The 22116-nt window shown below is 70.8% G+C and carries 25 protein-coding genes, 2 pseudogenes and 1 riboswitch; of the genes and pseudogenes, 16 read left to right on the top strand and 11 right to left on the bottom strand.

Translation table 11 applies throughout. From position 1 onward, the window contains the following. The first annotated feature begins 84 nt into the window (after window positions 1–84). From OG622_RS41700 to OG622_RS41670, 7 genes are all read left to right on the top strand, one after another. Window positions 85–576 carry an Lrp/AsnC family transcriptional regulator gene (locus OG622_RS41700; RefSeq protein WP_371581956.1) on the top strand — a complete coding sequence of 164 codons (492 nt, stop codon included), beginning with the start codon at window positions 85–87 and terminating at the stop codon, window positions 574–576. A gap of 121 nt (window positions 577–697) precedes the next feature. Further along, complete coding sequence (ddaH, locus tag OG622_RS41695) at window positions 698–1528, top strand: dimethylargininase (RefSeq protein WP_371581955.1); 831 nt, start codon at window positions 698–700, stop codon at window positions 1526–1528. A gap of 58 nt (window positions 1529–1586) precedes the next feature. Further along, window positions 1587–2813 carry an ornithine--oxo-acid transaminase gene (gene rocD, locus OG622_RS41690; RefSeq protein ID WP_371581954.1) on the top strand — a complete coding sequence of 409 codons (1227 nt, stop codon included), beginning with the start codon at window positions 1587–1589 and terminating at the stop codon, window positions 2811–2813. Between the two features lie 119 nt (window positions 2814–2932). Continuing rightward, window positions 2933–3079, top strand: a complete 147-nt coding sequence (locus OG622_RS41685; protein WP_371581953.1) for a hypothetical protein — start codon at window positions 2933–2935, stop codon at window positions 3077–3079. A 210-nt stretch (window positions 3080–3289) separates the two neighbouring features. Further along, window positions 3290–3658: a hypothetical protein gene (locus OG622_RS41680; RefSeq protein ID WP_371581952.1), complete on the top strand. Its 369-nt coding sequence runs from the start codon at window positions 3290–3292 to the stop codon at window positions 3656–3658. A 250-nt stretch (window positions 3659–3908) separates the two neighbouring features. Then, the gene (locus OG622_RS41675; protein WP_371581951.1) at window positions 3909–4628 is read left to right on the top strand and encodes a lysophospholipid acyltransferase family protein; all 720 of its coding nucleotides are present in this window, start codon (window positions 3909–3911) and stop codon (window positions 4626–4628) included. A gap of 56 nt (window positions 4629–4684) precedes the next feature. Continuing rightward, entirely contained in the window at window positions 4685–4876 is a 192-nt protein-coding gene (locus OG622_RS41670) for a hypothetical protein (protein WP_371581949.1), read from the top strand. Window positions 4877–4942: 66 nt separating this feature from the next. Here OG622_RS41670 and OG622_RS41665 read toward each other — a convergent pair whose 3' ends face one another. The 9 genes and pseudogenes from OG622_RS41665 to OG622_RS41625 all read right to left on the bottom strand — a co-directional run bounded on the left by OG622_RS41665 (window position 4943) and on the right by OG622_RS41625 (window position 12647). Continuing rightward, on the bottom strand, window positions 4943–6532 hold the full coding sequence (locus tag OG622_RS41665; RefSeq protein WP_371584383.1) for an alpha/beta hydrolase: 1590 nt from the start codon (window positions 6530–6532) through the stop codon (window positions 4943–4945). 184 nt (window positions 6533–6716) lie between these two features. Then, on the bottom strand, window positions 6717–7517 hold the full coding sequence (locus OG622_RS41660; protein ID WP_371584382.1) for an urease accessory protein UreD: 801 nt from the start codon (window positions 7515–7517) through the stop codon (window positions 6717–6719). After that, window positions 7514–8197, bottom strand: a complete 684-nt coding sequence (gene ureG / locus OG622_RS41655) for an urease accessory protein UreG (protein WP_371581948.1) — start codon at window positions 8195–8197, stop codon at window positions 7514–7516. Before ureG ends, OG622_RS41660 begins: the two co-directional genes overlap by 4 nt. Before the next feature lie 184 nt (window positions 8198–8381). Next, window positions 8382–9056 (bottom strand): urease accessory protein UreF, encoded by a 675-nt coding sequence (locus OG622_RS41650; protein WP_371581946.1) that lies wholly within the window; start codon window positions 9054–9056, stop codon window positions 8382–8384. Between the two features lie 78 nt (window positions 9057–9134). After that, window positions 9135–10856, bottom strand: a complete 1722-nt coding sequence (locus OG622_RS41645; RefSeq protein WP_371581945.1) for an urease subunit alpha — start codon at window positions 10854–10856, stop codon at window positions 9135–9137. Further along, window positions 10849–11160 (bottom strand): urease subunit beta, encoded by a 312-nt coding sequence (locus OG622_RS41640; protein WP_371581944.1) that lies wholly within the window; start codon window positions 11158–11160, stop codon window positions 10849–10851. The genes OG622_RS41645 and OG622_RS41640 overlap by 8 nt, the downstream gene beginning before the upstream one ends. 9 nt (window positions 11161–11169) lie before the next feature. Next, entirely contained in the window at window positions 11170–11472 is a 303-nt protein-coding gene (locus OG622_RS41635; protein WP_371584381.1) for an urease subunit gamma, read from the bottom strand. Window positions 11473–11700: 228 nt separating this feature from the next. Continuing rightward, window positions 11701–12163, bottom strand: a pseudogene (locus OG622_RS41630) (hypothetical protein); the annotation flags it as partial. A gap of 205 nt (window positions 12164–12368) precedes the next feature. After that, window positions 12369–12647 (bottom strand): type II toxin-antitoxin system Phd/YefM family antitoxin, encoded by a 279-nt coding sequence (locus OG622_RS41625; protein WP_371581943.1) that lies wholly within the window; start codon window positions 12645–12647, stop codon window positions 12369–12371. Between the two features lie 308 nt (window positions 12648–12955). On the opposite strand from OG622_RS41625, the gene OG622_RS41620 reads away from it, so the two are divergent. From OG622_RS41620 to OG622_RS41605, 4 genes and pseudogenes are all read left to right on the top strand, one after another. After that, complete coding sequence (locus OG622_RS41620; protein WP_371581942.1) at window positions 12956–13612, top strand: ATP-dependent Clp protease proteolytic subunit; 657 nt, start codon at window positions 12956–12958, stop codon at window positions 13610–13612. Between the two features lie 7 nt (window positions 13613–13619). Next, window positions 13620–13937 carry a hypothetical protein gene (locus OG622_RS41615; RefSeq protein WP_371581941.1) on the top strand — a complete coding sequence of 106 codons (318 nt, stop codon included), beginning with the start codon at window positions 13620–13622 and terminating at the stop codon, window positions 13935–13937. 331 nt (window positions 13938–14268) lie between these two features. After that, window positions 14269–14479: riboswitch (cyclic di-AMP (ydaO/yuaA leader) on the top strand. Window positions 14480–14482: 3 nt separating this feature from the next. Next, window positions 14483–14956, top strand: a complete 474-nt coding sequence (locus OG622_RS41610) for a C40 family peptidase (protein ID WP_371581940.1) — start codon at window positions 14483–14485, stop codon at window positions 14954–14956. Between the two features lie 77 nt (window positions 14957–15033). Then, window positions 15034–15514: pseudogene (locus OG622_RS41605) on the top strand (DUF6328 family protein); the annotation flags it as partial. A gap of 47 nt (window positions 15515–15561) precedes the next feature. On the opposite strand, the gene OG622_RS41600 reads toward OG622_RS41605, so the two are convergent. Beyond that, complete coding sequence (locus OG622_RS41600; RefSeq protein ID WP_371581939.1) at window positions 15562–16020, bottom strand: ATP-binding protein; 459 nt, start codon at window positions 16018–16020, stop codon at window positions 15562–15564. A gap of 248 nt (window positions 16021–16268) precedes the next feature. Here OG622_RS41600 and OG622_RS41595 point away from each other — a divergent pair, with 248 nt between their 5' ends. Both OG622_RS41595 and OG622_RS41590 read left to right on the top strand, forming a co-directional pair. Then, window positions 16269–17129 (top strand): helix-turn-helix domain-containing protein, encoded by an 861-nt coding sequence (locus tag OG622_RS41595; protein WP_371581937.1) that lies wholly within the window; start codon window positions 16269–16271, stop codon window positions 17127–17129. Window positions 17130–17138: 9 nt separating this feature from the next. Beyond that, window positions 17139–17363 (top strand): DUF397 domain-containing protein, encoded by a 225-nt coding sequence (locus OG622_RS41590; RefSeq protein WP_371581936.1) that lies wholly within the window; start codon window positions 17139–17141, stop codon window positions 17361–17363. A 57-nt stretch (window positions 17364–17420) separates the two neighbouring features. On the opposite strand, the gene OG622_RS41585 is transcribed toward OG622_RS41590, so the two are convergent. After that, window positions 17421–18551: an 8-amino-7-oxononanoate synthase gene (locus tag OG622_RS41585; RefSeq protein WP_371581935.1), complete on the bottom strand. Its 1131-nt coding sequence runs from the start codon at window positions 18549–18551 to the stop codon at window positions 17421–17423. A gap of 199 nt (window positions 18552–18750) precedes the next feature. Between OG622_RS41585 and bioB the strand changes: the two genes are divergently transcribed. From bioB to bioD, 3 genes are read left to right on the top strand one after another with little or no spacing between them, the layout of a single operon-like run. Next, entirely contained in the window at window positions 18751–19995 is a 1245-nt protein-coding gene (gene bioB, locus OG622_RS41580) for a biotin synthase BioB (RefSeq protein WP_371581934.1), read from the top strand. Beyond that, complete coding sequence (locus tag OG622_RS41575) at window positions 19988–21295, top strand: adenosylmethionine--8-amino-7-oxononanoate transaminase (RefSeq protein WP_371581932.1); 1308 nt, start codon at window positions 19988–19990, stop codon at window positions 21293–21295. Before bioB ends, OG622_RS41575 begins: the two co-directional genes overlap by 8 nt. A gap of 40 nt (window positions 21296–21335) precedes the next feature. Beyond that, entirely contained in the window at window positions 21336–22055 is a 720-nt protein-coding gene (gene bioD / locus OG622_RS41570; protein ID WP_371581931.1) for a dethiobiotin synthase, read from the top strand. Window positions 22056–22116 lie beyond the last annotated feature (61 nt).

Genomic DNA, 22116 nt, shown 5'->3' with positions numbered 1-22116 from the left:
GAGTGTAGGAGTAATTCGTACGACTGCACACGGCCGCGCGCCGCACGGCGGTCGCGCGGGGGCGCCGCTGGATACAGTGCCCGCATGAACAGCAAGTCCGCGGCGTTCGACGACCTCGACCGCAAGATCATCACGGCGCTGATGGCGAACGCGAGGACCAGCTTCGCCGAGATCGGCTCGGCCGTCGGTCTTTCGGCCACCGCGGTGAAGCGGCGCGTGGACCGACTGCGCGAGACCGAGGTGATCACCGGGTTCACGGCGACGGTGCAGCCGGCGGCGCTCGGCTGGCGCACGGAGGCGTACGTGGAGGTCTACTGCGAGGGCGCGGCGCCGCCCCGGCGGCTGGCGGAGGTCGTGCGCAACCATCCGGAGATCACCGCGGCGATGACGGTGACCGGTGGCGCGGACGCGCTGCTGCATGTACGGGCCGTCGACGTGGAGCACTTCGAGGAGGTGCTGGAGCGGATCCGCGCGGAGCCGTTCATCCGGAAGACGATCAGCTACATGGTGCTGTCCCATCTGCTGCCGGAGGCTCCGGAGGCCGGCGCCACCCAGGACGCAGCGAACCTGCGCTGAAGCCGCTGAACACGCAGCATTACTGCGTGGACACGCAACGCTTCTTCCTTGTCGTGCGCCCGTCCCGCTTTCTACCGTTGTGTCATCCCAGCCGACACCGCAGGAAGCGGAGAAACCCTCTGTGCCCGACAGCCGTGTGCCGCGCCTTCGGCGCTTTCTCGTCTGTGAACCCAGACACTTCGCCGTGCAGTACTCGATCAATCCCTGGATGCATCCGGACACCCCCGTGGACGTCGACCTCGCCCAGGATCAGTGGCGGGAGCTGATCGCCGCCTACCGGACCCTCGGCCACACCGTGGACACCGTGGAGCCGGTGGCGGCGCTGCCCGACATGGTGTTCGCGGCCAACTGCGCGCTCGTCCTCGGCGGCCGTGTCCTCGGCTCGCTGTTCCACGCGCCCGAGCGGCGTCCCGAGTCCACCGCGTACGACGCCTGGTTCAAGAGCGCCGGGTACGACGTGCTGCGCTCCGAGGCGGTGTGCGAGGGCGAGGGCGACCTGGTGCCGGCCGGCCGCCATCTGCTCGCCGGGACCGGCTTCCGCACCACTCCTGAGGCCCATCGCCAGGCGCAGGAGTTCTTCGGCGTCCCCGTGATCAGCCTCCAGCTCGTGGACCCGCGCTTCTACCATCTGGACACCGCGCTGTTCGTCCTCGACGACGGGAGCGACGGCTCCGCGGGCAACATCGCGTACTACCCGGAGGCGTTCTCCCCCGGCAGCCGCGCGGTTCTCGCCCGGCTCTACCCGGACGCGGTGGTCGCGACCCGCGAGGACGCCATGGCCTTCGGCCTGAACTCGGTGTCCGACGGCCGCCATGTGTTCATCTCGCCCCGCGCCAAGGAGCTCGCCGACCAGCTCACCCGGCAGGGCTACGTCCCCGTCCCCGTCGACCTGTCGGAGTTCCAGAAGGCCGGCGGCGGCATCAAGTGCGTCACTCAGGAGATCCGCCCGTGACTCAGGAGACCCGCCGCCCGTTTCCAGCGATCCGCCCCGTGACTCCGGAGGTCCGCTCATGACCGCCCCCGCCCACACGCGTTCGTCGGCCGACCTCATCCGCGCCGAGGAGCCCGTCCTCGCGCACAACTACCACCCGCTGCCCGTGGTCGTCGCCCGGGCCGAGGGCACCTGGGTCGAGGACGTCGAGGGCCGCCGATATCTCGACATGCTGGCCGGCTACTCCGCCCTCAACTTCGGTCACCGCCACCCGGCGCTGATCGAGGCCGCGCACCGCCAGCTCGACACGCTCACCCTCACCTCAAGGGCCTTCCACAACGACCGGCTCGCCGAGTTCGCCGAGTCCCTGGCCGAGCTGACCGGCCTGGACATGGTGCTGCCGATGAACACGGGCGCCGAGGCGGTGGAGAGCGCGATCAAGGTGGCCCGCAAATGGGCGTACGAGGTGAAGGGCGTCCCCGCCGACCGGGCCACGATCATGGTCGCCGCCGACAACTTCCACGGCCGTACGACGACGATCGTCAGCTTCTCCACGGACCCGGTGGCCCGCGACGGATTCGGCCCCTTCACGCCCGGCTTCCGCGTGGTCCCGTACAACGACCTCGCCGCGCTGGAGGCGGCGATCGACGAGACGACGGCCGCGGTGCTCATCGAGCCCATCCAGGGCGAGGCGGGCGTGCTCATCCCGGACGACGGCTATCTGCGCGGGGTCCGCGAGCTGACCCGCCGCACCGGCTGTCTCTTCATCGCGGACGAGATCCAGTCGGGCCTCGGCCGCACCGGCCGCACGCTCGCCGTGGAGCACGAGGACGTCCTGCCCGACGCCGTACTGCTCGGCAAGGCGCTCGGCGGCGGCATCGTGCCGGTGTCGGCGGTGGTGGCCCGACGTGAGGTGCTGTCGGTCCTGCGTCCCGGCGAGCACGGCTCGACCTTCGGCGGCAACCCCCTCGCGGCGGCGGTCGGCTCGGCGGTGGTCGAGCTGCTGCGCACCGGGGAGTTCCAGCTCAGGGCCACCGAACTGGGCGGACTCCTGCGGGACGGGCTCACGGAACTGGTCGGCCGGGGCGTGGTCGGTTTCCGGGCGCGCGGGCTGTGGGCGGGCGTCGACATCGAGCCCGCGATCGGCACGGGCCGCGAGATCAGCCACCGCCTCATGGCGGCGGGAATCCTGGTCAAGGACACCCACGGCTCGACCATCCGCCTGGCACCACCCCTGACGATCACGGCAACGGAACTCCGCTCCGCGCTGGGAACGTTGGGGGAGATCCTGAAGGAGGGCTCCTAGAAAGCCGGAGACCCACGCCCGCACCCACGCCCCGAAAGGGCCGCGGGCCCTCCGCGACGGGTCGTACACGGGTGAACCGCCCGCGACGGGTTTCGTCGGGCTCGTTCACACCAGCAGCGGTGGCGCCCGACTTCCCGTACTGCCTCGCGGCCCTCGGGATCTCCGCGACCAGCTCCGACGACCGGTACGAGCCCTTCCTCAACCCGAGGAACACCCACTCGCTCGGCTGGGGCCCGGGCGTGGACCTGTGCTTCGCCTCTGCCTGATCGCCGCCCTCCGACTGCCGCGCGGGCCGATCACCGCACCGCTGCTCCCCGCCGGTCTCGGCCTGCCGCGACCCGAACCCACGCCCGGTGTGCGGGCAGGGGTCCGGGTCGCGCTCCGGCTGCCGCTGTCGGCCCTCATCGGGATCGTCTCCCACCTGGCCGGGACGGCGTCACCCACGACGACGGGTTCCTGGTCGGGCAGGTGGCGCTGTGGCGCGACCCGGTCCCGGAGGCCTGACGGTGGCCGGGCTGTCGCAGCATGCGAGCCCCGGCGGCGGCCCGGCACTCGTCGGCGGGCGACGCTGTCGCCGCCGCGACCGGTTGCGCGGCCAGGGTGACCTCGGCGCCCGGCTGCGCCCCGCACCGAGGTGGAGCGTGGTCGCCACCCTGATCGCCGCCCGCGTGCCGGGCGGAGCCGCGCAGGCCCCGTGGGGCGCCTTCGTCGAGGACGTGCTGACCGGGGCCGCCAGGAGCGCGGGCATCTCGTTCGCCGTCGCCCTCCCGCTGTTCGACACCGCCAGGCCGCACCCGAGGCCTCCTGCTGCCCGCGCGGTTCGGCCGGAAGACCGCTCAAGGTGAGGCCGACGGGTCGGGGTGCTCCCGGTGACATGGCGCGGCGGGCTACGATCAATATTCGACACGCGGGACGAGGCTCACCAGCGCTCATGCGCCTGACGCAACGTCAGCAAAGTCATCAAGGAGTCAGCGTGAGTCCGATCAGACCCGGCCGCAGACGGCCACACCCGCAAACGGATGGCGAGCGCACATGTCTGCTGTGACCTGGCGGAACACGTCCATAGAGCCGAACCGGTAGCACGAGGGAGACGCCGTGTTCTATTACCTGCTCAAATACGTGCTTCTGGGTCCGCTGCTGAGACTGGTCTTCCGGCCTCGCATCGAAGGCCTCGAACACGTGCCGCCGTCGGGCGCGGCCATCGTCGCGGGCAATCACCTGTCCTTCGCGGACCATTTCCTGATGCCCGCGATCCTCAAGCGCCGCATCACGTTCCTGGCGAAGGCGGAGTACTTCACCGGCCCGGGTCTCAAGGGACGGCTGACGGCGTTCTTCTTCCACAGCGCCGGTCAGATCCCGGTCGACCGTTCCGGCAAGGAAGCGGGGCAGGCCGCCATCCGCGAGGGGCTCGGCGTGCTGAGCAAGGACGAACTCCTCGGCATCTACCCGGAGGGCACCCGCTCGCACGACGGCCGCCTCTACAAGGGCAAGGTCGGCGTGGCGGTCATGGCGCTCAGGGCCCGCGTGCCCGTCGTCCCCTGCGCCATGATCGGCACCTTCGAGGCGCAGCCTCCGGGGAAGGTCATCCCCAACATCCACCCCGTCGTCATCCGCTTCGGCAAGCCCCTCGACTTCTCCCGCTACGAGGGCATGGAGGGCGAGAAGGCCGTCCTGCGCGCGATCACCGACGAGATCATGTACGCGATCCTCTCGCTCTCGGAGCAGGAGTACGTCGACCAGTACGCGGCTGTGGCGAAGGCGGAGGAGGCCGCGGCGGCGAAGGAGCGCAAGTTCCCGCGCATGCCGCTGAGCTGAGCGAGTCAGTCCCGGCTCCGGCCGGTCGCACCGGGGCGCGTACGTTCCCCGCTGCCGTGGGCGCGCCGGAACGGGACGACCGGGCGGTGACCGGCCCGCGGGACGGCTGGGCGGTGAGCGCCGTCTCGCGGGGCGGCGGCGGCAGGGACACCGGCCGGCCCGAGGACGTACGGGCCGTACCGGCCGAGCATGGTGCCGACGTGGCGCCGGCGGTCGCGTGGACCTGGCCGGCAAGGCGCCCGGTGTGACCGCGTGCGCACATGGGGAAGGGGGCGACCGGGTTTCCCGGCCGCCCCCTTCCGCCTCTCATGGACCTACGGCGTCGGCGTGGCGTGCGGGGCGCACGTCACGTCGGCCCCACCCACCTCACCGGTGAGCAGGTAGGTGTCCACTCGCTCGTTCACGCACGGGTTGACGAGGCCGGTGACTCCGTGGGAGCCGGCGTTCTTCTCCGTGATCAGACGGGAGCCCTTGAACCGCTTGTGCAGTTCGACGGCACCCTCGTACGGCGTGGCCGCGTCACGCTCGGCCTGGACGATCAGGACGGGCGGCAGGCCCTCCTTCGTCTTCACGGTCAACGGGGTGTACTGCTTGGACTGCCAGGTGGCGCACGGCAGGTTCATCCAGGCGTTGGCCCAGGTCATGAACGGGTAGTTCTTGTGCAGCTTCGTGTTGTCGCGGTCCCACTTCTTCCAGCTGCTGGGCCACTTGGCGTCGGTGCACTCGACCGCCGTGTAGACGGCGTTGCCGTTCTCCGAGGCGGCGTTGCCCGCGGTGTCGGTGAGGTCCGGGGCGGCCGCGTCGACCAGCGCCTGGGTGTCACCGGCGGCGTACTTGCTCCACACCCGGGCGGTGGGCGCCCACGCGGAGTCGTAGTACGGGGCGCTCTGGAAGAAGGAGATCAGCTCGGCCGGGCCGACGAGCCCGCCGAGGGGGTTCTTCTTCGCGGTGGCGCGCAGCTCCAGCCACTTCGCCTGCACGGCGGCCTGGGTGTCACCGAGGTGGTACGTCGCGTCGTTCTGCGCGACCCACTTCGTCCAGTCCTTCCAGCGGCCCTCGAAAGCGATGTCCTGGTCCAGGTTGGCCTGGTACCAGATCTTCTCGCGGGAGGGGTTCACCACGCTGTCGACGACCATGCGGCGCACGTGGTTCGGGAAGAGGGTGCCGTAGACGGCGCCGATGTACGTGCCGTACGAGACACCGAGGAAGTTGAGCTTCTTCTCCCCCAGCGCGGCCCGGATGACGTCCAGGTCACGCGCGGTGTTCGGCGTCGTCATGTGCGGCAGCATCTCGCCGCTGCGCTTCTCGCAGCCGTCCGCGTACGCGGCCGCGAGCTCGCGCTGCTTCCGCTTGTCGGCCTCGGAGTCCGGCACCGGGTCCATCTTGGGCGCCTTCACGAACTCCTGCGGGTCGACGCAGGAGATGGGCGCCGACTTGCCGACGCCTCGCGGGTCGAAGCCCACGAAGTCGTACGCCTTGGACGTCTTGGCCCACAGCGGGGCCTTGGTCGTGACCCGGCGCGGGAAGCGCAGGCCCGAGCCGCCCGGTCCGCCCGGGTTGTAGACGAGCGCGCCCTGGCGCTCCTCCTTCGTACCGGTGCTGCCGATACGGTCCACGGCGAGCTCGATCTGCTTGCCGTTCGGCTTGGCGTAGTCCAGCGGCACGGAGACCCAGCCGCATGTGATCGGCTTCTCCAGGCCCCAGCTCTCGGGGCAGTCCTGCCAGTTGACGCCCTTCTTCGCCGCCTTCGCCGCGGCGACGGCGACGCCCTTGGCCTCGCGGTTCTGCGCACTCGCGCTCTCCGCGGCACTGGCCACGGGGGCGGCGACGGCACCGGCTATCAGGGTCGCCGTGACGAGCAGTCCGGCGGAGCCGAACGCTGCCGCCCTGCTGGTCGGCCTCATACCTCTCAAGAGGAAACTCCCCGTACATCGTTCGAAGAATCAAATGGTCACGGGGATCCTCGTACCTGTGAGGCATCCAGGAACAGGGGGTGAACCGTTCTTTACCAATCCGATAACCGGTACGGAAAGTCCCGTTCAGCGGATGCCCGGTTCAGGCACTCTTCAACTGGTCTTCAACTGCTCCTCAACCATCCAGCTCGGCAAGGGCTTCGTCGAGCACGCGCCGTAGCCGCAGCGCGTCGGGTGCGAGGGCGCTGACCAGTACGGCGGGTCCGGCGAGCGGTGTGAGCGCGGCACTCTCCCCCAACACCCTCGGCTCGGGCACCCGATCGGCGAACTCGGGCCGTACGACGACGAGTTGCCCCAGGGCCCGGAACCCGCCCAGCACGGCGGGCCCGTCCCAGCCGCCGGGAGCCCCCGGCCCGCACCCCACCTGCTGATCGAGCAACGGCCGCCCGCCCGACCACACACTGAGCCGGCTGGTGAGCCGCCCGGACTCCTCCCCCGCACGTCCGAGCACCTGCTCCTCCCGGAACACCAGCCGCGCCCCGACAGCGAGTTCCACCCGCGTCGACACCCGCAGATCACTGCCCTTGACGGAGATCAACTGCTCGGGCAGCCAGCGCAGTTCGCCTCCGGCGGCGACATCGATCCGCACACCGTACTGTGCCTCGCCCTTGGCCTGCCCCGGCAACGCGATCGTCGCGGCGGCCGACCCGACGCGCAGCCGGGCCCCCTCGCCGACCTCCACCTCGACGGCGAACCGATCCCCGCCGAGCGGCCCGCTCATGGCCCCGACCAGCATGACCCGCGCCTCGTCGCCGCTGCCCCGGGTGCGGCGCAGCGCCAGGGGCCCGTCGCTCTCCAGCACGGGCAGCGCCGTACCACCGCGCCCATCGACGCGGGCCGCGATCCGTGCGGTGGCCCTGACACCGGTGGTCCCCCCACCCCCGTTCACCGTCACCTCTCCGGCCGCCGCCGTCATGCCGTCCACTCCGCGAACCTCTCCCGCACCCACGCGGCGACGTCGCCGACCCCGGCCTCACTCCGCAACGACTGGAACACCACCGGCAGCTCCGCCCGCTGCGCCTTCGCGTCCGCGGCCATCCGGGCCAGGTCGGACCCGACGTACGGCGCGAGGTCGGTCTTGTTGACGACGAGCAGGTCGGCGGTGGTGACGCCGGGCCCGCCCTTCCGCGGAATGTCGTCCCCGCCGGCCACGTCGATGACGAAGATCTGCGCGTCGACGAGCCCCTTGGAGAAGGTGGCGGTGAGGTTGTCACCCCCGGACTCGACGAGAACGAGATCGAGCGGCCCGACCTCGTCCTCCAGATCCTCCACCGCTTCGAGGTTCGCGGAGATGTCGTCCCTGATCGCGGTGTGCGGGCACGCCCCCGTCTCCACCGCCGTGATCCGCTCCGGCGGCAACACGGCCTCCCGGAGCAGGAACTCGGCGTCCTCGCGCGTGTAGATGTCGTTCGTCACGACCGCCAGCGTCAACTCGTCCCGCAGCGCCCGGCAGAGCGCGGCGACGGTGGCGGTCTTACCGGACCCGACGGGCCCACCGAGCCCGATACGCAGAGCCCGGCGAGTGCCGTCGGGACGCCGCGCGTCAGCACCGACAGCTGCGGGGCCGTCGTGGGAGTGGGTGTGGTCGAGATGCATGAGTGGGCTCCTGGATGGGCTGTGATGAGTGGGTTCTGGTCGCGCGGTTCCCCGCGCCCCTGAGGGGCCGCAGGCCCTCAGGGGCGCGGGGAACGCGCGAGTAACCACGACGGACGCGCAGGTGGGGGTCCAAGGGGCGCAGCCCCTTGAGGATGGGACGGGTAGGGGCGGCGGGGGCGAGAACTCAGGACGCGAACAACCGCACAGGCCAAGCCGCATGCACCTCCGCATGGATCTCCAACAAGGGCGCGGAAGCGGCAGGCAGACTCCCCACCCCGGCAACAGCCACCTCCCGCGCCGCATCGACCGCCGCCCCCACCACCACATCCATCTCGGGAGCCAACCGCGCCAACACCCCGGTCGCATCGAACGGATCAAGACTCAGCAACCGCACCGTCGCACTCGCCGCCCCGCTCACACTCTCGTACACGGAGCAGTACGCCGCGTCGTCCGGCCCCAACCCGGCCGCCCGGGCCACCACCCCCAGCACGACCGGCTGATGCGCCCCCTTGGGGAACTCCCGTGCCAGCGCGTCCAGTTCCCGCGACGGCCAGGTCGCCCGCCCCGCCCGCATCAACTGCCGCCCGAGCCTGCGCGAAGCGACCCGCAGGGCGACCGACGGTGTCCGCGCATCGGCGGCGGCGTCCAGGGCCGACGGATCCACCCCGGACGCGGCAGCGGCGGCCAGCGCCGCCGACACCAGCCCGGCCGTGTGCAACCTCCCCCGGCAGAACGCCTCCAGCCCCTCCGCCCCGGTGATCAGCCCGGCCTTGACGGCCGCCTCGGCCCCGCCGGAGTGCGCATGCCCTCCGGCGGGAAACCGGCCGTCGGCCAGGACGAGAAGCGCCGCCCTAGACAACTGGGACCCCGGGCATCAGGCGTCGCGTCCCGGACATCACGCGTCCCACCTCGGACATCACCCATCCCACCTCGGCCATCAGAAGAGGAAGTACCGCTGCGCCATGGGCAGTTCGGCGGCCGGTGTCGCCTCCACCAACTCCCCGTCGATGTGCACGGCGAAGCTGTCGGGGTCGACGCGCACCTCGGGCCGCGCGTCGTTCTCGCGCATGTCGGCCTTGGTGACCCCACGGGTCGACTCGATGGCGACGAACCGTTTGCCCAGCGAGAGTCGCTCCGCCAGCCCGTCCTCGATGGCGAGCGGCGCCACGAAGTTGAACGAGTTCGAGGCGGGCGCCCGCCCGATGGCCCCGAACATGGGACGCGGGAGGATCGGCTGCGGGGTGGGGATGGAGGCGTTCGCGTCACCCATCTGCGCGTACGCGATCTGCCCGCCCTTGATCACGAGTTGCGGCTTGACGCCGAAGAACGCGGGCTCCCAGACGACGAGGTCCGCCAGCTTGCCCGTCTCGACGGAGCCGATCTCACGGGCGAGCCCCTGCGCGAGGGCGGGGTTGATCGTGTACTTGGCGACATATCGACGTACTCGGCGATTGTCCGCCCGGCCGTCACCCGGCAACGCACCCCGCCGTCGCTTCATCACGTGCGCGGTCTGCCAGGTGCGCAGGATGACCTCGCCGACCCGCCCCATGGCCTGCGCGTCCGAGGAGATGATCGAGATGGCGCCCAGGTCGTGGAGTATGTCCTCGGCGCCGATGGTGGACGGCCGGATGCGGGACTCGGCGAACGCGAGGTCCTCCGGCACGGCCGCGTTCAGGTGGTGGCAGACCATCAGCATGTCGAGGTGTTCCTCGGCGGTGTTGACGGTGTAGGGCCGGGTCGGGTTGGTGGAGCTGGGCAGGACGTGCGGCTCGGACACCACGGTCATGATGTCGGGCGCGTGCCCGCCGCCGGCACCTTCGGTGTGGTACGCGTGGATGCCGCGTCCGGCGATCGCGGCGAGTGTGTCACCGACGAACCCGGCCTCGTTCAGCGTGTCCGTGTGGATGGCGACCTGGATGCCCGTCCGCTCGGCGACGGTCAGGGACGCGTCGATGACGGCCGGGGTCGACCCCCAGTCCTCGTGCAGCTTCAGACCGAGCGCCCCGCCCCGGATCTGGGACAGCATCGCCTCGTGCGAGACCGTGTTGCCCTTGCCGAGGAAGCCGATGTTCAGCGGGTACTGCTCCATCGCCTCCAGCATCCGGGCGAGGTGCCAGGGGCCGGGGGTGACGGTCGTGGCCTTCGAGCCCTCAGCCGGTCCCGTACCGCCGCCGACCAGGGTCGTGACACCGGACGACAGCGCCTCGTCGGCGATCTGCGGGCAGATGAAGTGGACGTGGGCGTCGATGGCGCCGGCGGTGACGATCCGCCCGTTGCCCGCGATGATCTCCGTCTCGGGGCCGATGACCAGGTCGGGATGGATCCCGTCCATGGTGTCGGGGTTGCCTGCCTTGCCGATGCCGGTGATCCGGCCGTCGCGGATGCCGATGTCGGCCTTGACGATGCCCCAGTGGTCGATGATCACCGCACCGGTGATGACCGTGTCCGGGGTGCCCTCTGCGCGCGTAGCGCGCGCCTGGCCCATGGATTCGCGGATGACCTTGCCACCGCCGAACACGGCCTCGTCACCGGCGAGTCCGGGCCCACCGGAACGGTCCTCCTCGATCTCGACGAGCAGATCGGTGTCGGCGAGCCGGATGCGGTCACCGGTGGTGGGGCCGAACAGGTCCGCGTACGCGGCACGTGAGATCTCAGGCATCGAGGGCACCTCCGGTCTCCCCGCGCAGTCCGGGCACGACTCGGGCGCCGGCGAGCGGGACGAGTTCCACGTCGACGGGGATCCCGGGCTCGAAGCGCACGGCGGTGCCGGCGGCGACGTTCAGCCGCTTGCCACGCGCGGCGGCACGGTCGAACTCCAGGCCGGGGTTGGCCTCGGCGAAGTGGTAGTGGGAGCCGACCTGGACGGGCCGGTCGGCGGCGTTGAGGACGGTGAGCCGGGTGATCTCACGGCCCTCGTTGTACACGATCGGGTCCTCGGCGAAGAGGATCTCTCCGGGAATCATCGAGGCCCCTCAGACGATCGGGTCGTGGACGGTGACGAGCTTGGTGCCGTCCGGGAAGGTCGCCTCGACCTGGACGTCGTGGATCATCTCGGGGATGCCCTCCATGACATCGTCCCGGGTGAGCAACTGCCGCCCGGACACCATGAGTTCGGCGACCGTACGGCCGTCCCGCGCGCCTTCGAGGAGGTGCGCGGTGATGAGCGCGACGGCCTCGGGGTGGTTCAGCTTCAGCCCGCGGGCCCGGCGCTTCTCCGCCACGTCGGCCGCCACATGGATCAGCAGCCTCTCCTGCTCGTGCGGGGTCAGTTGCACGGCGTCCACCTCACATCCTCGCTCCGGACCGTGCGGGGTCCGGTTGCCTCGCCACCGGGCAAATTCGCTGGTGGCGTGGCCGCAGGCTAATTGGGTGGCGTTTCGGCGACGTTAACCGGACCGTGATCGGCCGCGTGTCGATCCCCGTCCACACGGGACGCTCCACGTACCGATTCGGGTCGTTCCGCTCACTTCCGGGCGCCCGGTCCCCCATGCTCATCAGCGCCTTCACGCCCGGTTCGACCACCTGGATCCGCACGTCGCCGAAGAGCGTGTACCGGGCCGCGAAGCCCTGAGTGAGTCCAGTTGCCAGGACCCGTGCTCAGCCGCGCGCCCCGAACGGTGCTGGGCACGCCGGTCACCCGCTTTCGCTCCACAGTCCGGCGGCGCGCAATCCGGTGCGCGGTCCGGCGGCGCGCATCCGGTGCGCGGTCCGGGCAGGTGGGGCGGGTTTCCTCACGACGCCGGGCCTCTGGTCCGGCCTGGACGGTCCGATGGCCACCACGATCACTCCGGTCGGGATGGGACGGTGCCGTCCGCCGCCGGGTCGGGAGCCGAGAGCGCGTCGCCCGACTGCCATGCTCGCCGCATCGTGCCGGGAAATGTTGCGGGTGGAGATGATCAGTGCTTTCTGCCAGTGCTGGGCACCCCACCGGCTGGTGCGGGCCGGGTCCACCGCAACGATGGCGATGTATGTTCGGCGGCAACGATGGCGACGCCTGTTCGGCGGCCATGAGCGGCTTCCGCCGGAGGCGAGTGCGTCGCCGCTCCGCTCGGTGCCGTTCTTCGGTAGCGCCGCCGCCCTCACCCTGACCTGATGGGCCGCGCTCGGCCCTGAGAGTGATTCCCCTGGACAACATGTCAAGCAGGGTGCGGGCTCTTACGGGCCTGCCACCCTACGAGGCGCCCGTCCCCCGATGCTCCGCCGTGATCCCGAACCGCTGCTGTTCCCGCGGTGCCGACGCGACCTCGCGGACGGCGGCGACCGCGTGGATCACCGGCTCCTCGGCGGGTTCCTGGAGCGCTTCGAGCTGCTCCAGGTCGGCGGCGGAGACCAGGGCGACGAGGGGCTTTCCGTGCCGCGTGACGACGACGCGCTCACCGCCGTAGACCACGCGGTTGATCAGTTCGGCGAGCTCAGCCCTGGCTTGCGTCACCGGAATCTCGTAGGCCATGGAGTCCAGCTTAGACCGGGTGCCGCGCACCGCCCTGAGTGGAAGATCCGATTCCGGCCCACGGCTATCACTCGGTTCGCACGATCGGGGTCGACCTCCCGCAGGAGGTGCCCATGACAACCGAACGGAGGGGGAGAACCATTTGAAGATCGGCTTCACGATGGAGATCTCCGGAGTGACCGGCGACGGAAACTCCACGGCGCCTCGGACCATCTCGGTCCGGGGCGCCGTCTTTCTTCCGATCCCCTCCCCGCCACCTCGTACGCCCTGTACATTCTGTACAGAAGTCAATCAGAGGAGGCGCGCCCATGCCCGCGAACCGACCGGCGGCCCGTCAACCGGCGGCCCGTCATGTGCTGCCCCAGTTCACCGAGCGCACCAGCGCGGGTCACCGAACGACGGACCCGTACTCGAAGCTGCTGGAAGAACGGATCGTGTTCCTCGGGACGCAGATCGACGACACGTCGGCGAACGATGTGATGGCGCAGTTCATGTACCTCGAATACCAGTCGCCGGACCGCGACATCGCGCTGTACATCAACTCGCCCGGCGGCTCGTTCAGCGCGATGACGGCGCTCTACGACACGATCCGGTACGTCACCTGTGATGTGGAGACCATCTGCCTGGGGCAGGCGGGGTCGGCCGCCGCGGTGCTGCTGGCGGCGGGCACGCCGGGCAAGCGGTTCATGCTGCCGGGGGCGCGCGTGCTGATCCACCAGCCGGCGCTGGCAGAGCGGATCGAAGGGCAGGCGAGCGATCTGGCGATCCAGGCCGAGGAGCTGACGCGCGACCGCCGGAAGCTGGAGGAGATGCTCGTCCGGCACACGGGACAGAGCCCAAAGCGGATCAGTGCCGACATCGAGCGGGACAAGTTCCTCGACGCCGAGGCGGCGGTGGAGTACGGCCTCGCCGACCGGGTGGTCCGGAGCCGCAAGACCTCGCACACCCTCCCTGGCGCGGAGTGAGGCGCGGATGCTCCCACCCGAACTGCCACCGCTGCCGGCACTCACGCGGGCCGAGGCGGAGCTGATCGACTGTTATCTCGACGTGGTCGATCTGCTCGGCCGGATCAATCCGGCCCGCCCGGGCGACACGTACCGCGGGTTGCGGGCGGCGCAGGCACTCGTCGCCAAGGCGACCGCTCTGCGCGACGCGCTCGAACAGATGCACAGACGCGGAGAGAACGAGGTGCACGCCCCGACGCTCGCGCGCGCCCTGCGGGTCCTCGACGGCGAGCGAAGGGCCGGCCGGGTGGCGCTGCCGCCGGAGCCGGAGGACTCGCCCGCCTGAACCGATCCCGGGTCGCTCGCCGTACTACTGACGGAGCGTCCGGTCCGGCCTTCGCAACCTCCGGACGGTCTACCACGATCGACCCATCGGCCCATACGTCGTGAGGACCTGTGAAGTTGCGCAACACGCCTGGTACATGGCCGGAACACCTCATTCCCGTGCTGGTGCGGACCTCCTCGACCACTGGGACACAACAGCCGAAAACATCCTGTCCACCCGAACGGGTGAGTGGTGAGTAAGACCACAAATCCCCGGTTCCGTTGGGATTTTCGGACTTCAGTGCGCCAAGATCCCTTCCTGACGACAAGCCCCCGCCGCAGCGGCGGGGCGATCCGGGTGGACGCCGAGTCCTGCCGCCGCCCGGATGACCGGTCGACAGAAGTGCATCGGCAGGAGTGGAGGACCCAGCACGACGGGTCGCCGGAACGGTCGGACCATGACCGCGCCGAGCAGCCCTTGGGGTGAAGCCGCGTCAGCGGCCGGGCAACTTTGTCAGCCCGAATCCGACAGGTCATCCTTCACAGGCGGCTGACGAAGGGTTGCGCATGTCTGCGCTGAATCGTGTCCCGTCGCTGTTGACCCGGGCCGGTACGGCCTCGGCTCTCACCATCGCCGCAGTGAGCGGCAGCATCGTGGTACCGGGCGTCGCATCCGACGCCGAGGCCGCCACCTTGGCGTCGAAGGCACTCAAGGTCGCGGCTTCCAAGAAGGGCTCCCCTTACAAGTACGGCGCCACGGGCCCGGGCAGGTTCGACTGCTCAGGGCTGACGCTCTACTCGTTCAAGAAGGCGGGCAAGAAGCTGCCCCGTACTGCTCAGCAGCAGTACAACAAGACGAAGCACATCTCCGCGAGCAGCCGCAAACTCGGAGACCTCGTCTTCTTCCACTCCGGATCGAGCGTCTACCACGTCGGTATCTACGCGGGGAAGGGAAAGATCTGGCACTCGCCGAAGACGGGTGACGTCGTCCGGCTGCAGAAGCTCTGGACGAACAGCGTCTGGTACGGCCGGGTCCGCTGACTCACCGTCGGGGGCGGCGGAGCTCTCCGCCGCCCCCGACGGGCGTGTCACGGCCGGATGTGGTCACTCGTTCGACCATGACCGACGGACGCACCTACCCGGCACGCAACGAGACACCCCTCGAACGCGCCGACCGTAATTTCTCCGAGCTGCTCCAGGAGTTGCGGGTCACCCGGACGGGGGTGCAGATCCTCTTCGCGTTCCTGCTGACGCCGGCCTTCACACCGCGCTTCCCGGACCTGGACTCCGTGCGGCGCGCCACCTACGTGGTGACCCTTCTGCCGGCGGTCCTCGCTGCGACGCTCTTCACCGCCCCGGCCGCCCTGCACCGCTCGCTCTTCCAGCAGAACGCCAAGCCCGCCATCGTGCGGGTCTCCTCCAGGCTGGCCACCGCGGGCCTGATCGTGCTGATGCCGGCCTTCACCGGCTCCGTCCTGCTCGTCGTGGACGTGACGCTCGGCCGGAAGGCCGGGATCGCCGCCGGGGCCGGCACGCTCCTCGCGTGCCTGATCCTGTGGGCCGTGCTCCCGAAGCTGGTGGGACGCGCCTCCGACCGCGCCGGCACGCCGGCGTCGACGCTCTCCTCGGCCGCGGAGGAGGCCCCCTCAGGACTCCTGCGGACCGCCTGCCGTGACCGGCTGTACGGGTGCGGTCCACGGAAGTTCGATCGCCACCGTCTTGCCGCCCTCCCCTGTGGGTCTGACGCTCAGCCGGCCGCCGCACTCCGCGGTCAGCCAGCGGATGATGACCATGCCCCGGCCGTTGTCCTGCTGGACGGCGGCGGGCAGACGTTTCGGAAAGCGTGGATGGCTGTCGGTGACGCCGATGCGCAGTTGCTCGTCCCGGTCGAGCGCGATGTCCACGGTGAAGGTCGGCGACTGACCCAACGTGTGCTGGACGGCGTTGGTGGCGAGTTCGGACACGATCAGGCGCACGGTGTCCGCGATGTCCGTGTCACCCGGCAGGCCCCATTCGGCGAGCACGTCGGCGACGTAGTTCCGGGCTGCGGACACCGAGGCGGGATCGCTCGGCAGAGTGACGGATGCTTCCAGGTGATCTGCCATGGCGAGGCGTCCCTTTCCCACGGGACCGGTGTCCGACAGGGAGCGGATGGTTCGAGTACGGTCCCGGACTGGTGCTTCGCGCCAGACTGCCACTACCTGGGGTGTCACGGGTGTCGATCCACCAAGATATGCATATATCTGTCGCTCGAAGCGGTGAACTATCCGACGGCCGAACGTATTCGGGTGGGGTCTTCGTCCATCCTCTGTCGTCACCCCCGACTTCGCGCGCCGGGCGGAAGGAGAGACCCATGCAATACGGTCCGGCGGTGCGCCGCCGCAAGCTCGGTGCGGAGTTGCGCGTCCTGCGCACCCGTTCCGCGCTCACCAGCATCGAGGCGGCCCTTCGCGTGGGCTGGCACCAGTCCAAGGTGAGCCGGATCGAGACGGGCGCCAGCGGCGTGCGGCCCGCGGACGTACGCAAGCTGCTGGACGCCTACGGGGTCGACGACACCGAGTTACGGGAGCTGCTCCTGGCGTTGGCGGGTTCCGAGGACGGCGGCGGGCGGCACAACTGGTGGCATGCGTACCGGGGCGTACTGCCCCCGACGTATCGCGACTTCATCAGCCTGGAGTCGCAGGCCGGGGGGATGCGGACGCTGGAGACCTCGGTGGTGCCGGGTCTGCTGCAGATCCCGGAGTACGCGCGGGCGGTGACGCGGGCCGCGGTGGAGGGGCTGGAAGACGACAAAATCGACGCGCTCGTGGAAGTGCGGCTCGCGCGGCAGGAGGTGCTGCGCGGGAATCCGCCGATGAAGCTGAGCGCCGTGCTCGACGAGGGCGTTCTCCGGCGTCAGGTGGGCGGTCCCGAGATCATGACCCGGCAGCTGGTCCGTCTGGTGGAGGCGGCGCGGCTTCCTCAAGTGCGACTGCAGGTGCTCCCGTTCACTGCCGGGGCGCATATCGGCGTCACGGGCCCTTTCGTAATTTTCTCATTTCGGAGCACATCTGATCTGGATGTGGTTGTTCTCGACCACTTGACGAGTAGCCTCTACCTCGAACGGAAAGAAGACCTCAAGGCTTATGTCGAGGCCTTCAACTCCCTTCAGATCCACGCCCTTTCGCCCGAGGACTCGTTGGATTACCTCGCCGGGCTAGCCGCCGGCGCGTAAGGAGGCACCATGTCCGCACTGCCTCGGAACATACCCACCAGTACCGAACTGCGCGGAGTGCGATGGCTGCGGAGCAGCCGCAGTACAGGGATGAACAACTGTGTGGAGACGGCCCGTCCAGGGTCCGGCCGCTGGGCCGGTCTGGTGGCCGTACGCGACTCGAAGAACACGGCGGGGCCCGCCCTGCTGTTCGACCTCGATGCCTGGGAGGGATTCGTCACCACGCTGCGGTGACCACCACCGACAGCGTTCGTACTTCCGCTTGCGGCGACGCTCGGCCTTGACGCCGACTCACGGTCGCGTATCGCCGATGATCCCCACGGCTCGGTCGATCTGCCCCTGCGTGAGATCCGCGCGGGCGGTCAGCCGCAGCCGCGAGACGCCGTCGGGCACGGACGGTGGGCGGAAACAGCCGACGGCGAGACCCGCCGCCCGGCAGTCCGCCGCCCATCGCAGCGCCTGATCCGGCGACGGCGCGCGTACGGACACCACGGCGGCGTCGGGCCGCACCGCTTCATGGCCCGACGCCGTCAGCCGTGTGTGCAGCTCCCTCGCCACCTCGCGGGCCCGCGCGGCGCGCTCCGGCTCGCGGCGCAGCAGCCGGAGCGCGGCGAGGGCGGCGCCGGTCGCGGCCGGGGCGAGTCCCGTGTCGAAGATGAACGTACGGGCCGCGTTGACCAGGTGGTCGATGACGTGCGCCGGGCCGAGGACGGCACCGCCCTGGCTGCCCAGCGACTTCGACAGGGTGACCGTCACGACGACGTCGGGGGCGCCCGCGAGCCCAGCGGCGTGCGGCGCGCCCCGGCCCCTGTCGCCCAGGACACCGAGCCCGTGGGCGTCGTCGACGACGAGCCCGGCGCCGTACTCCCGGCAGGCCGCGGCGAGTCCGGCCAGCGGGGCGGCGTCGCCGTCCACGGAGAAGACCGTGTCGGAGACGGCTACGGCTGTCCCCCGACCGGCCGTGCCGAGCGCCTTGCGGACGGCGTCGGGGTCGGCGTGGGCGACGACCTGGGTGGTGGCGCGGGCCAGCCGGCAGCCGTCGATGAGCGAGGCGTGGTTGCCCGCGTCCGAGACGATCAGGGAGCCGTGCGGAGCGAGCGCGGTCACGGCGGCGAGGTTGGCGGCGTAGCCGGAGGAGAAGACGAGGGCCGCCTCGAAGCCGCAGAAGTCGGCCAGTTCCCGTTCCAGTTCGGTGTGCAGCTCGGTGGTGCCGGTGACGAGCCGGGAGCCGGTGGCCCCGCCGCCCCAGCGACGCGCGGCCTCGGCGGCACCCTCGGTGATCTCGGGGTGCCGGGCGAGACCGAGGTAATCGTTGCTCGCGAGGTCGAGGAGCGGCGAGTCGGCCGGACGGGGGCGCAGGGTGCGTACGAGCCCGGCCCGGCGGCGTGCCGACGCCTGCTCGTCGATCCAGCCGAACGCCATGGGTCCTCCGGGGGTGGTGTGGCAGCCCGCGCGCGCCGGGGCCGGCGTGGACGGCGCGGCGGAAGCTTTTGTAGGCAGTGCACAGACACTAATGGCACGGCCGGGCGCCCACGATGTGGCAATACCCACACGTCGAACCCACTCTGTTGTCCGAACTCTCCTTGGCCGGGAGCGGTCCCGTACGACAGGATCGGCTCTCATGGACCTGCTGAACACGCTGGTGGACAAGGGGCTCCGGCGCGAGCCGCTGAGCCGTGCCGAGGCGCTCGCCGTTCTCGGCACCTCCGACGACGAGCTGTTGGACGTGGTGGCCGCGGCCGGGAAGGTACGCCGGCACTGGTACGGGCGCCGGGTGAAACTGAACTATCTGGTCAACCTCAAGTCCGGCCTCTGCCCCGAGGACTGCTCCTACTGCTCCCAGCGGCTCGGCTCCACCGCCGGCATCCTCAAGTACAGCTGGCTCAAGCCCGACGAGGCCTCCAAGGCCGCCGCGGCCGGGCTCGCCGGTGGCGCCAAGCGGGTCTGTCTGGTGGCGTCCGGGCGCGGTCCGAGCGACCGGGACGTGGACCGGGTCTCCGACACCATCAAGACGATCAAGGACCAGAACGAGGGCGTCGAGGTGTGTGCCTGTCTCGGTCTGCTCTCCGACGGCCAGGCCGAACGCCTGCGCGAGGCGGGCGCGGACGCCTACAACCACAACCTGAACACGTCCGAGGCGACGTACGGCGGGATCACGACGACGCACACGTACGCCGACCGCGTCGACACCGTCCAGAAGGCGCACGCGGCGGGCCTGTCGGCCTGCTCCGGCCTGATCGCGGGCATGGGCGAGAGCGACGAGGACCTGGTCGACGTGGTCTTCGCCCTGCGCGAACTGGACCCCGACTCGGTGCCGGTGAACTTCCTGATCCCGTTCGAGGGCACCCCGCTCGCCAAGGAGTGGAACCTCACCCCGCAGCGCTGTCTGCGGATCCTGGCGATGGTGCGGTTCGTCTGCCCGGACAGCGAGGTGCGGATCGCCGGTGGCCGCGAGGTCCATCTCCGTACGATGCAGCCGCTCGCCCTGCACCTGGCCAACTCGATCTTCCTCGGCGACTACCTCACCAGTGAGGGTCAGGCGGGCAGGGCCGACCTGGAGATGATCGCGGACGCCGGCTTCGAGGTGGAGGGCGCCGATCAGGTGACTCTGCCGGAGCACCGGGCGACCGTCGCCGCCGACGGGGGCTGCGGGTCCCGTGAGAACGCCGGGTGCGGGTCGCACGAGGGGGGCGGCTGCGGGTCGCACGAGAGCTCGGGCGCGGGCTGTGGGTCGCACGCGGGGGGCGGTGTGTGCGGTTCCGCCGCCGGGACCCCGGCCGTCGAGAGCTCGGCGGGAGAGGTTCGTACGGACCTCGTGGCCGTACGCCGTCGGGGCGCCGGGACCGACCTCGCGCCCAATGCCTGACCTGCCCCGTCCGCCCGGCCCGGGGGTGTCCGAGCTGCTGGAGCTGGACCGGCGGCATGTGTGGCATCCGTACGGGCCCATGCCGGGCCGGCAGGAACCGCTCGTCGTGGAGTCGGCGAGCGGGGTCCGGCTGAAGCTCGCGGACGGGTCGGGCGAGCTGGTGGACGGCATGTCGTCGTGGTGGTCGGCCATCCACGGCTACAGCCACCCGGCGCTCGACGAGGCGGCGCGCGAGCAACTCGGCCGGATGAGCCACGTCATGTTCGGCGGGCTCACCCATGAGCCCGCCGTGCGGCTGGCGAAGCACCTTGTCGACATGTCGCCCGAGGGCCTGGAGCATGTCTTCCTCGCCGACTCGGGGTCGGTCTCCGTCGAGGTCGCGGTCAAGATGTGCCTGCAGTACTGGCGCTCGCTCGGCCGCCCCGGCAAGCAGCGCCTGCTGACCTGGCGCGGCGGCTACCACGGCGACACCTGGCAGCCGATGTCCGTGTGCGACCCCGAGGGCGGGATGCACGAGCTGTGGCAGGGCGTCCTGCCCCGCCAGGTGTTCGTGGACGCGCCGCCGGTCGAGTACGAGGAGTCGTACGCGGAGCTGCTGCGCTCGGCGATCGAGCGGCACGCCGGTGAACTGGCCGCCGTGATCGTGGAGCCCGTGGTGCAGGGGGCGGGTGGGATGCGGTTCCACTCCCCCGCGTATCTGCGGGTGCTGCGCGAGGCGTGCGACGCGCATGACGTGCTGCTGGTGTTCGACGAGATCGCGACCGGGTTCGGCCGTACGGGCGCGCTGTTCGCGGCGGACCACGCGGCGGTGACGCCGGACGTGATGTGCGTCGGCAAGGCGCTGACCGGAGGTTATCTGACCATGGCGGCGGCGCTGTGCACCGCCCGGGTGGCCGACGGGATCTCGCGGGGCGAGGTGCCGGTGCTGGCCCACGGCCCCACCTTCATGGGCAACCCGCTGGCGGCGGCCGTCGCCTGTGCCTCGATCGAGCTGCTGCTCGGTCAGGACTGGCTCGCCGAGGTCAAGCGGATCGAGACCGGGCTGCGGGAAGGGCTGGCGCCGGTGCGCGAGGTGCCGGGGGTGAAGGACGTACGCGTCCTCGGCGCGATCGGGGTCGTGCAGCTCGACCACGCGGTGGACATGCGGGCCGCCACGGCGGCCGCGGTGGGCGAGGGCGTATGGCTGCGACCGTTCCGTGATCTCGTCTACACGATGCCGCCGTACGTCACGGGCGACGAGGACGTGGCGCGGATCGCGCGCGCGGTGTGCGCGGCGACGGCGACGGCGACGGCGGGATGACGGAAGAGGACGACGGGAGAGGACGACGGGAGAGGATGACATGACGGTCCTGGTGATCACGGGGACGGGCACGGAGGTCGGCAAGACGGTCACCACGGCGGCCGTCGCGGCGGTGGCCGTGGCGTCCGGCCGGTCCGTGGCCGTCCTCAAGCCCGCACAGACCGGTGTACGGCCGGACGAGCACGGCGACGCGGCCGAGGTGGCCCGGCTCGCCGGCACCGTGACCGTCCGCGAACTCGCCCGTTACCCCGAGCCGTTGGCTCCCGCGACCGCCGCCCGGCGCTCCGGCCTCCCTCCGGTGCACCCCGAGGACGTCGCCGAGGCCGCGGCCAAACTGGCCGTCGACCACGACCTGGTGCTGGTCGAGGGCGCCGGTGGCCTCCTCGTCCGCTTCGACGAGGCGGGCGGCACACTGGCGGACACGGCCCGACTGCTCTGCGCGCCCGTGCTGCTGGTCGCCTCGGCCGGCCTCGGCACCCTCAACACGACCGAACTGACGTCCCGCGAACTCGCCGTGCGCGAGGTGGAGTTGGCGGGCGTCGTCATCGGCAGCTGGCCCAAGTCCCCCGACCTGGCGTCCCGCTGCAACCTGGCGGACCTGCCGGTGGTGGCGAACGCTCCGCTGCTGGGGGCGGTGCCTGCGGGGTCGGGGGCGTTGGCGCCCCACGATTTCCGGGCGAGGGCGGGGGGTTGGCTGGCGCCGGCGCTGGGTGGGGTGTGGAATGCCGTTTCCTTCGGTACCACGGAAGTTGCGCCGTAGGGGTCCTGCGACTGGCTGACTGCGGGTGCGTCGTGGCTGATCGCGCAGTTCCCCGCGCCCC

Source organism: Streptomyces sp. NBC_01314 (genome assembly GCF_041435215.1).
GTDB lineage: Bacteria > Actinomycetota > Actinomycetes > Streptomycetales > Streptomycetaceae > Streptomyces.
This window is presented reverse-complemented; position numbering and strand designations above follow the sequence as displayed.

Excerpts from the sequence above, each read along its gene's own strand:
- OG622_RS41615 (WP_371581941.1), top strand. The coding sequence starts at position 13,620 with ATGCTCCCACCCGAACTGCCACCGCTGCCGGCACTCACGCGGGCCGAG.
- OG622_RS41600 (WP_371581939.1), bottom strand. The coding sequence starts at position 16,020 with ATGGCAGATCACCTGGAAGCATCCGTCACTCTGCCGAGCGATCCCGCC.
- OG622_RS41620 (WP_371581942.1), top strand. The coding sequence starts at position 12,956 with ATGCCCGCGAACCGACCGGCGGCCCGTCAACCGGCGGCCCGTCATGTG.
- OG622_RS41625 (WP_371581943.1), bottom strand. The coding sequence starts at position 12,647 with ATGGCCTACGAGATTCCGGTGACGCAAGCCAGGGCTGAGCTCGCCGAA.
- OG622_RS41585 (WP_371581935.1), bottom strand. The coding sequence starts at position 18,551 with ATGGCGTTCGGCTGGATCGACGAGCAGGCGTCGGCACGCCGCCGGGCC.
- rocD (WP_371581954.1), top strand. The coding sequence starts at position 1,587 with ATGACCGCCCCCGCCCACACGCGTTCGTCGGCCGACCTCATCCGCGCC.
- OG622_RS41595 (WP_371581937.1), top strand. The coding sequence starts at position 16,269 with ATGCAATACGGTCCGGCGGTGCGCCGCCGCAAGCTCGGTGCGGAGTTG.
- OG622_RS41645 (WP_371581945.1), bottom strand. The coding sequence starts at position 10,856 with ATGCCTGAGATCTCACGTGCCGCGTACGCGGACCTGTTCGGCCCCACC.
- OG622_RS41700 (WP_371581956.1), top strand. The coding sequence starts at position 85 with ATGAACAGCAAGTCCGCGGCGTTCGACGACCTCGACCGCAAGATCATC.
- OG622_RS41665 (WP_371584383.1), bottom strand. The coding sequence starts at position 6,532 with ATGAGGCCGACCAGCAGGGCGGCAGCGTTCGGCTCCGCCGGACTGCTC.
- ureG (WP_371581948.1), bottom strand. The coding sequence starts at position 8,197 with ATGCATCTCGACCACACCCACTCCCACGACGGCCCCGCAGCTGTCGGT.
- bioD (WP_371581931.1), top strand. The coding sequence starts at position 21,336 with ATGACGGTCCTGGTGATCACGGGGACGGGCACGGAGGTCGGCAAGACG.
- OG622_RS41640 (WP_371581944.1), bottom strand. The coding sequence starts at position 11,160 with ATGATTCCCGGAGAGATCCTCTTCGCCGAGGACCCGATCGTGTACAAC.
- OG622_RS41590 (WP_371581936.1), top strand. The coding sequence starts at position 17,139 with ATGTCCGCACTGCCTCGGAACATACCCACCAGTACCGAACTGCGCGGA.
- OG622_RS41575 (WP_371581932.1), top strand. The coding sequence starts at position 19,988 with ATGCCTGACCTGCCCCGTCCGCCCGGCCCGGGGGTGTCCGAGCTGCTG.
- OG622_RS41610 (WP_371581940.1), top strand. The coding sequence starts at position 14,483 with ATGTCTGCGCTGAATCGTGTCCCGTCGCTGTTGACCCGGGCCGGTACG.
- bioB (WP_371581934.1), top strand. The coding sequence starts at position 18,751 with ATGGACCTGCTGAACACGCTGGTGGACAAGGGGCTCCGGCGCGAGCCG.
- OG622_RS41660 (WP_371584382.1), bottom strand. The coding sequence starts at position 7,517 with ATGACGGCGGCGGCCGGAGAGGTGACGGTGAACGGGGGTGGGGGGACC.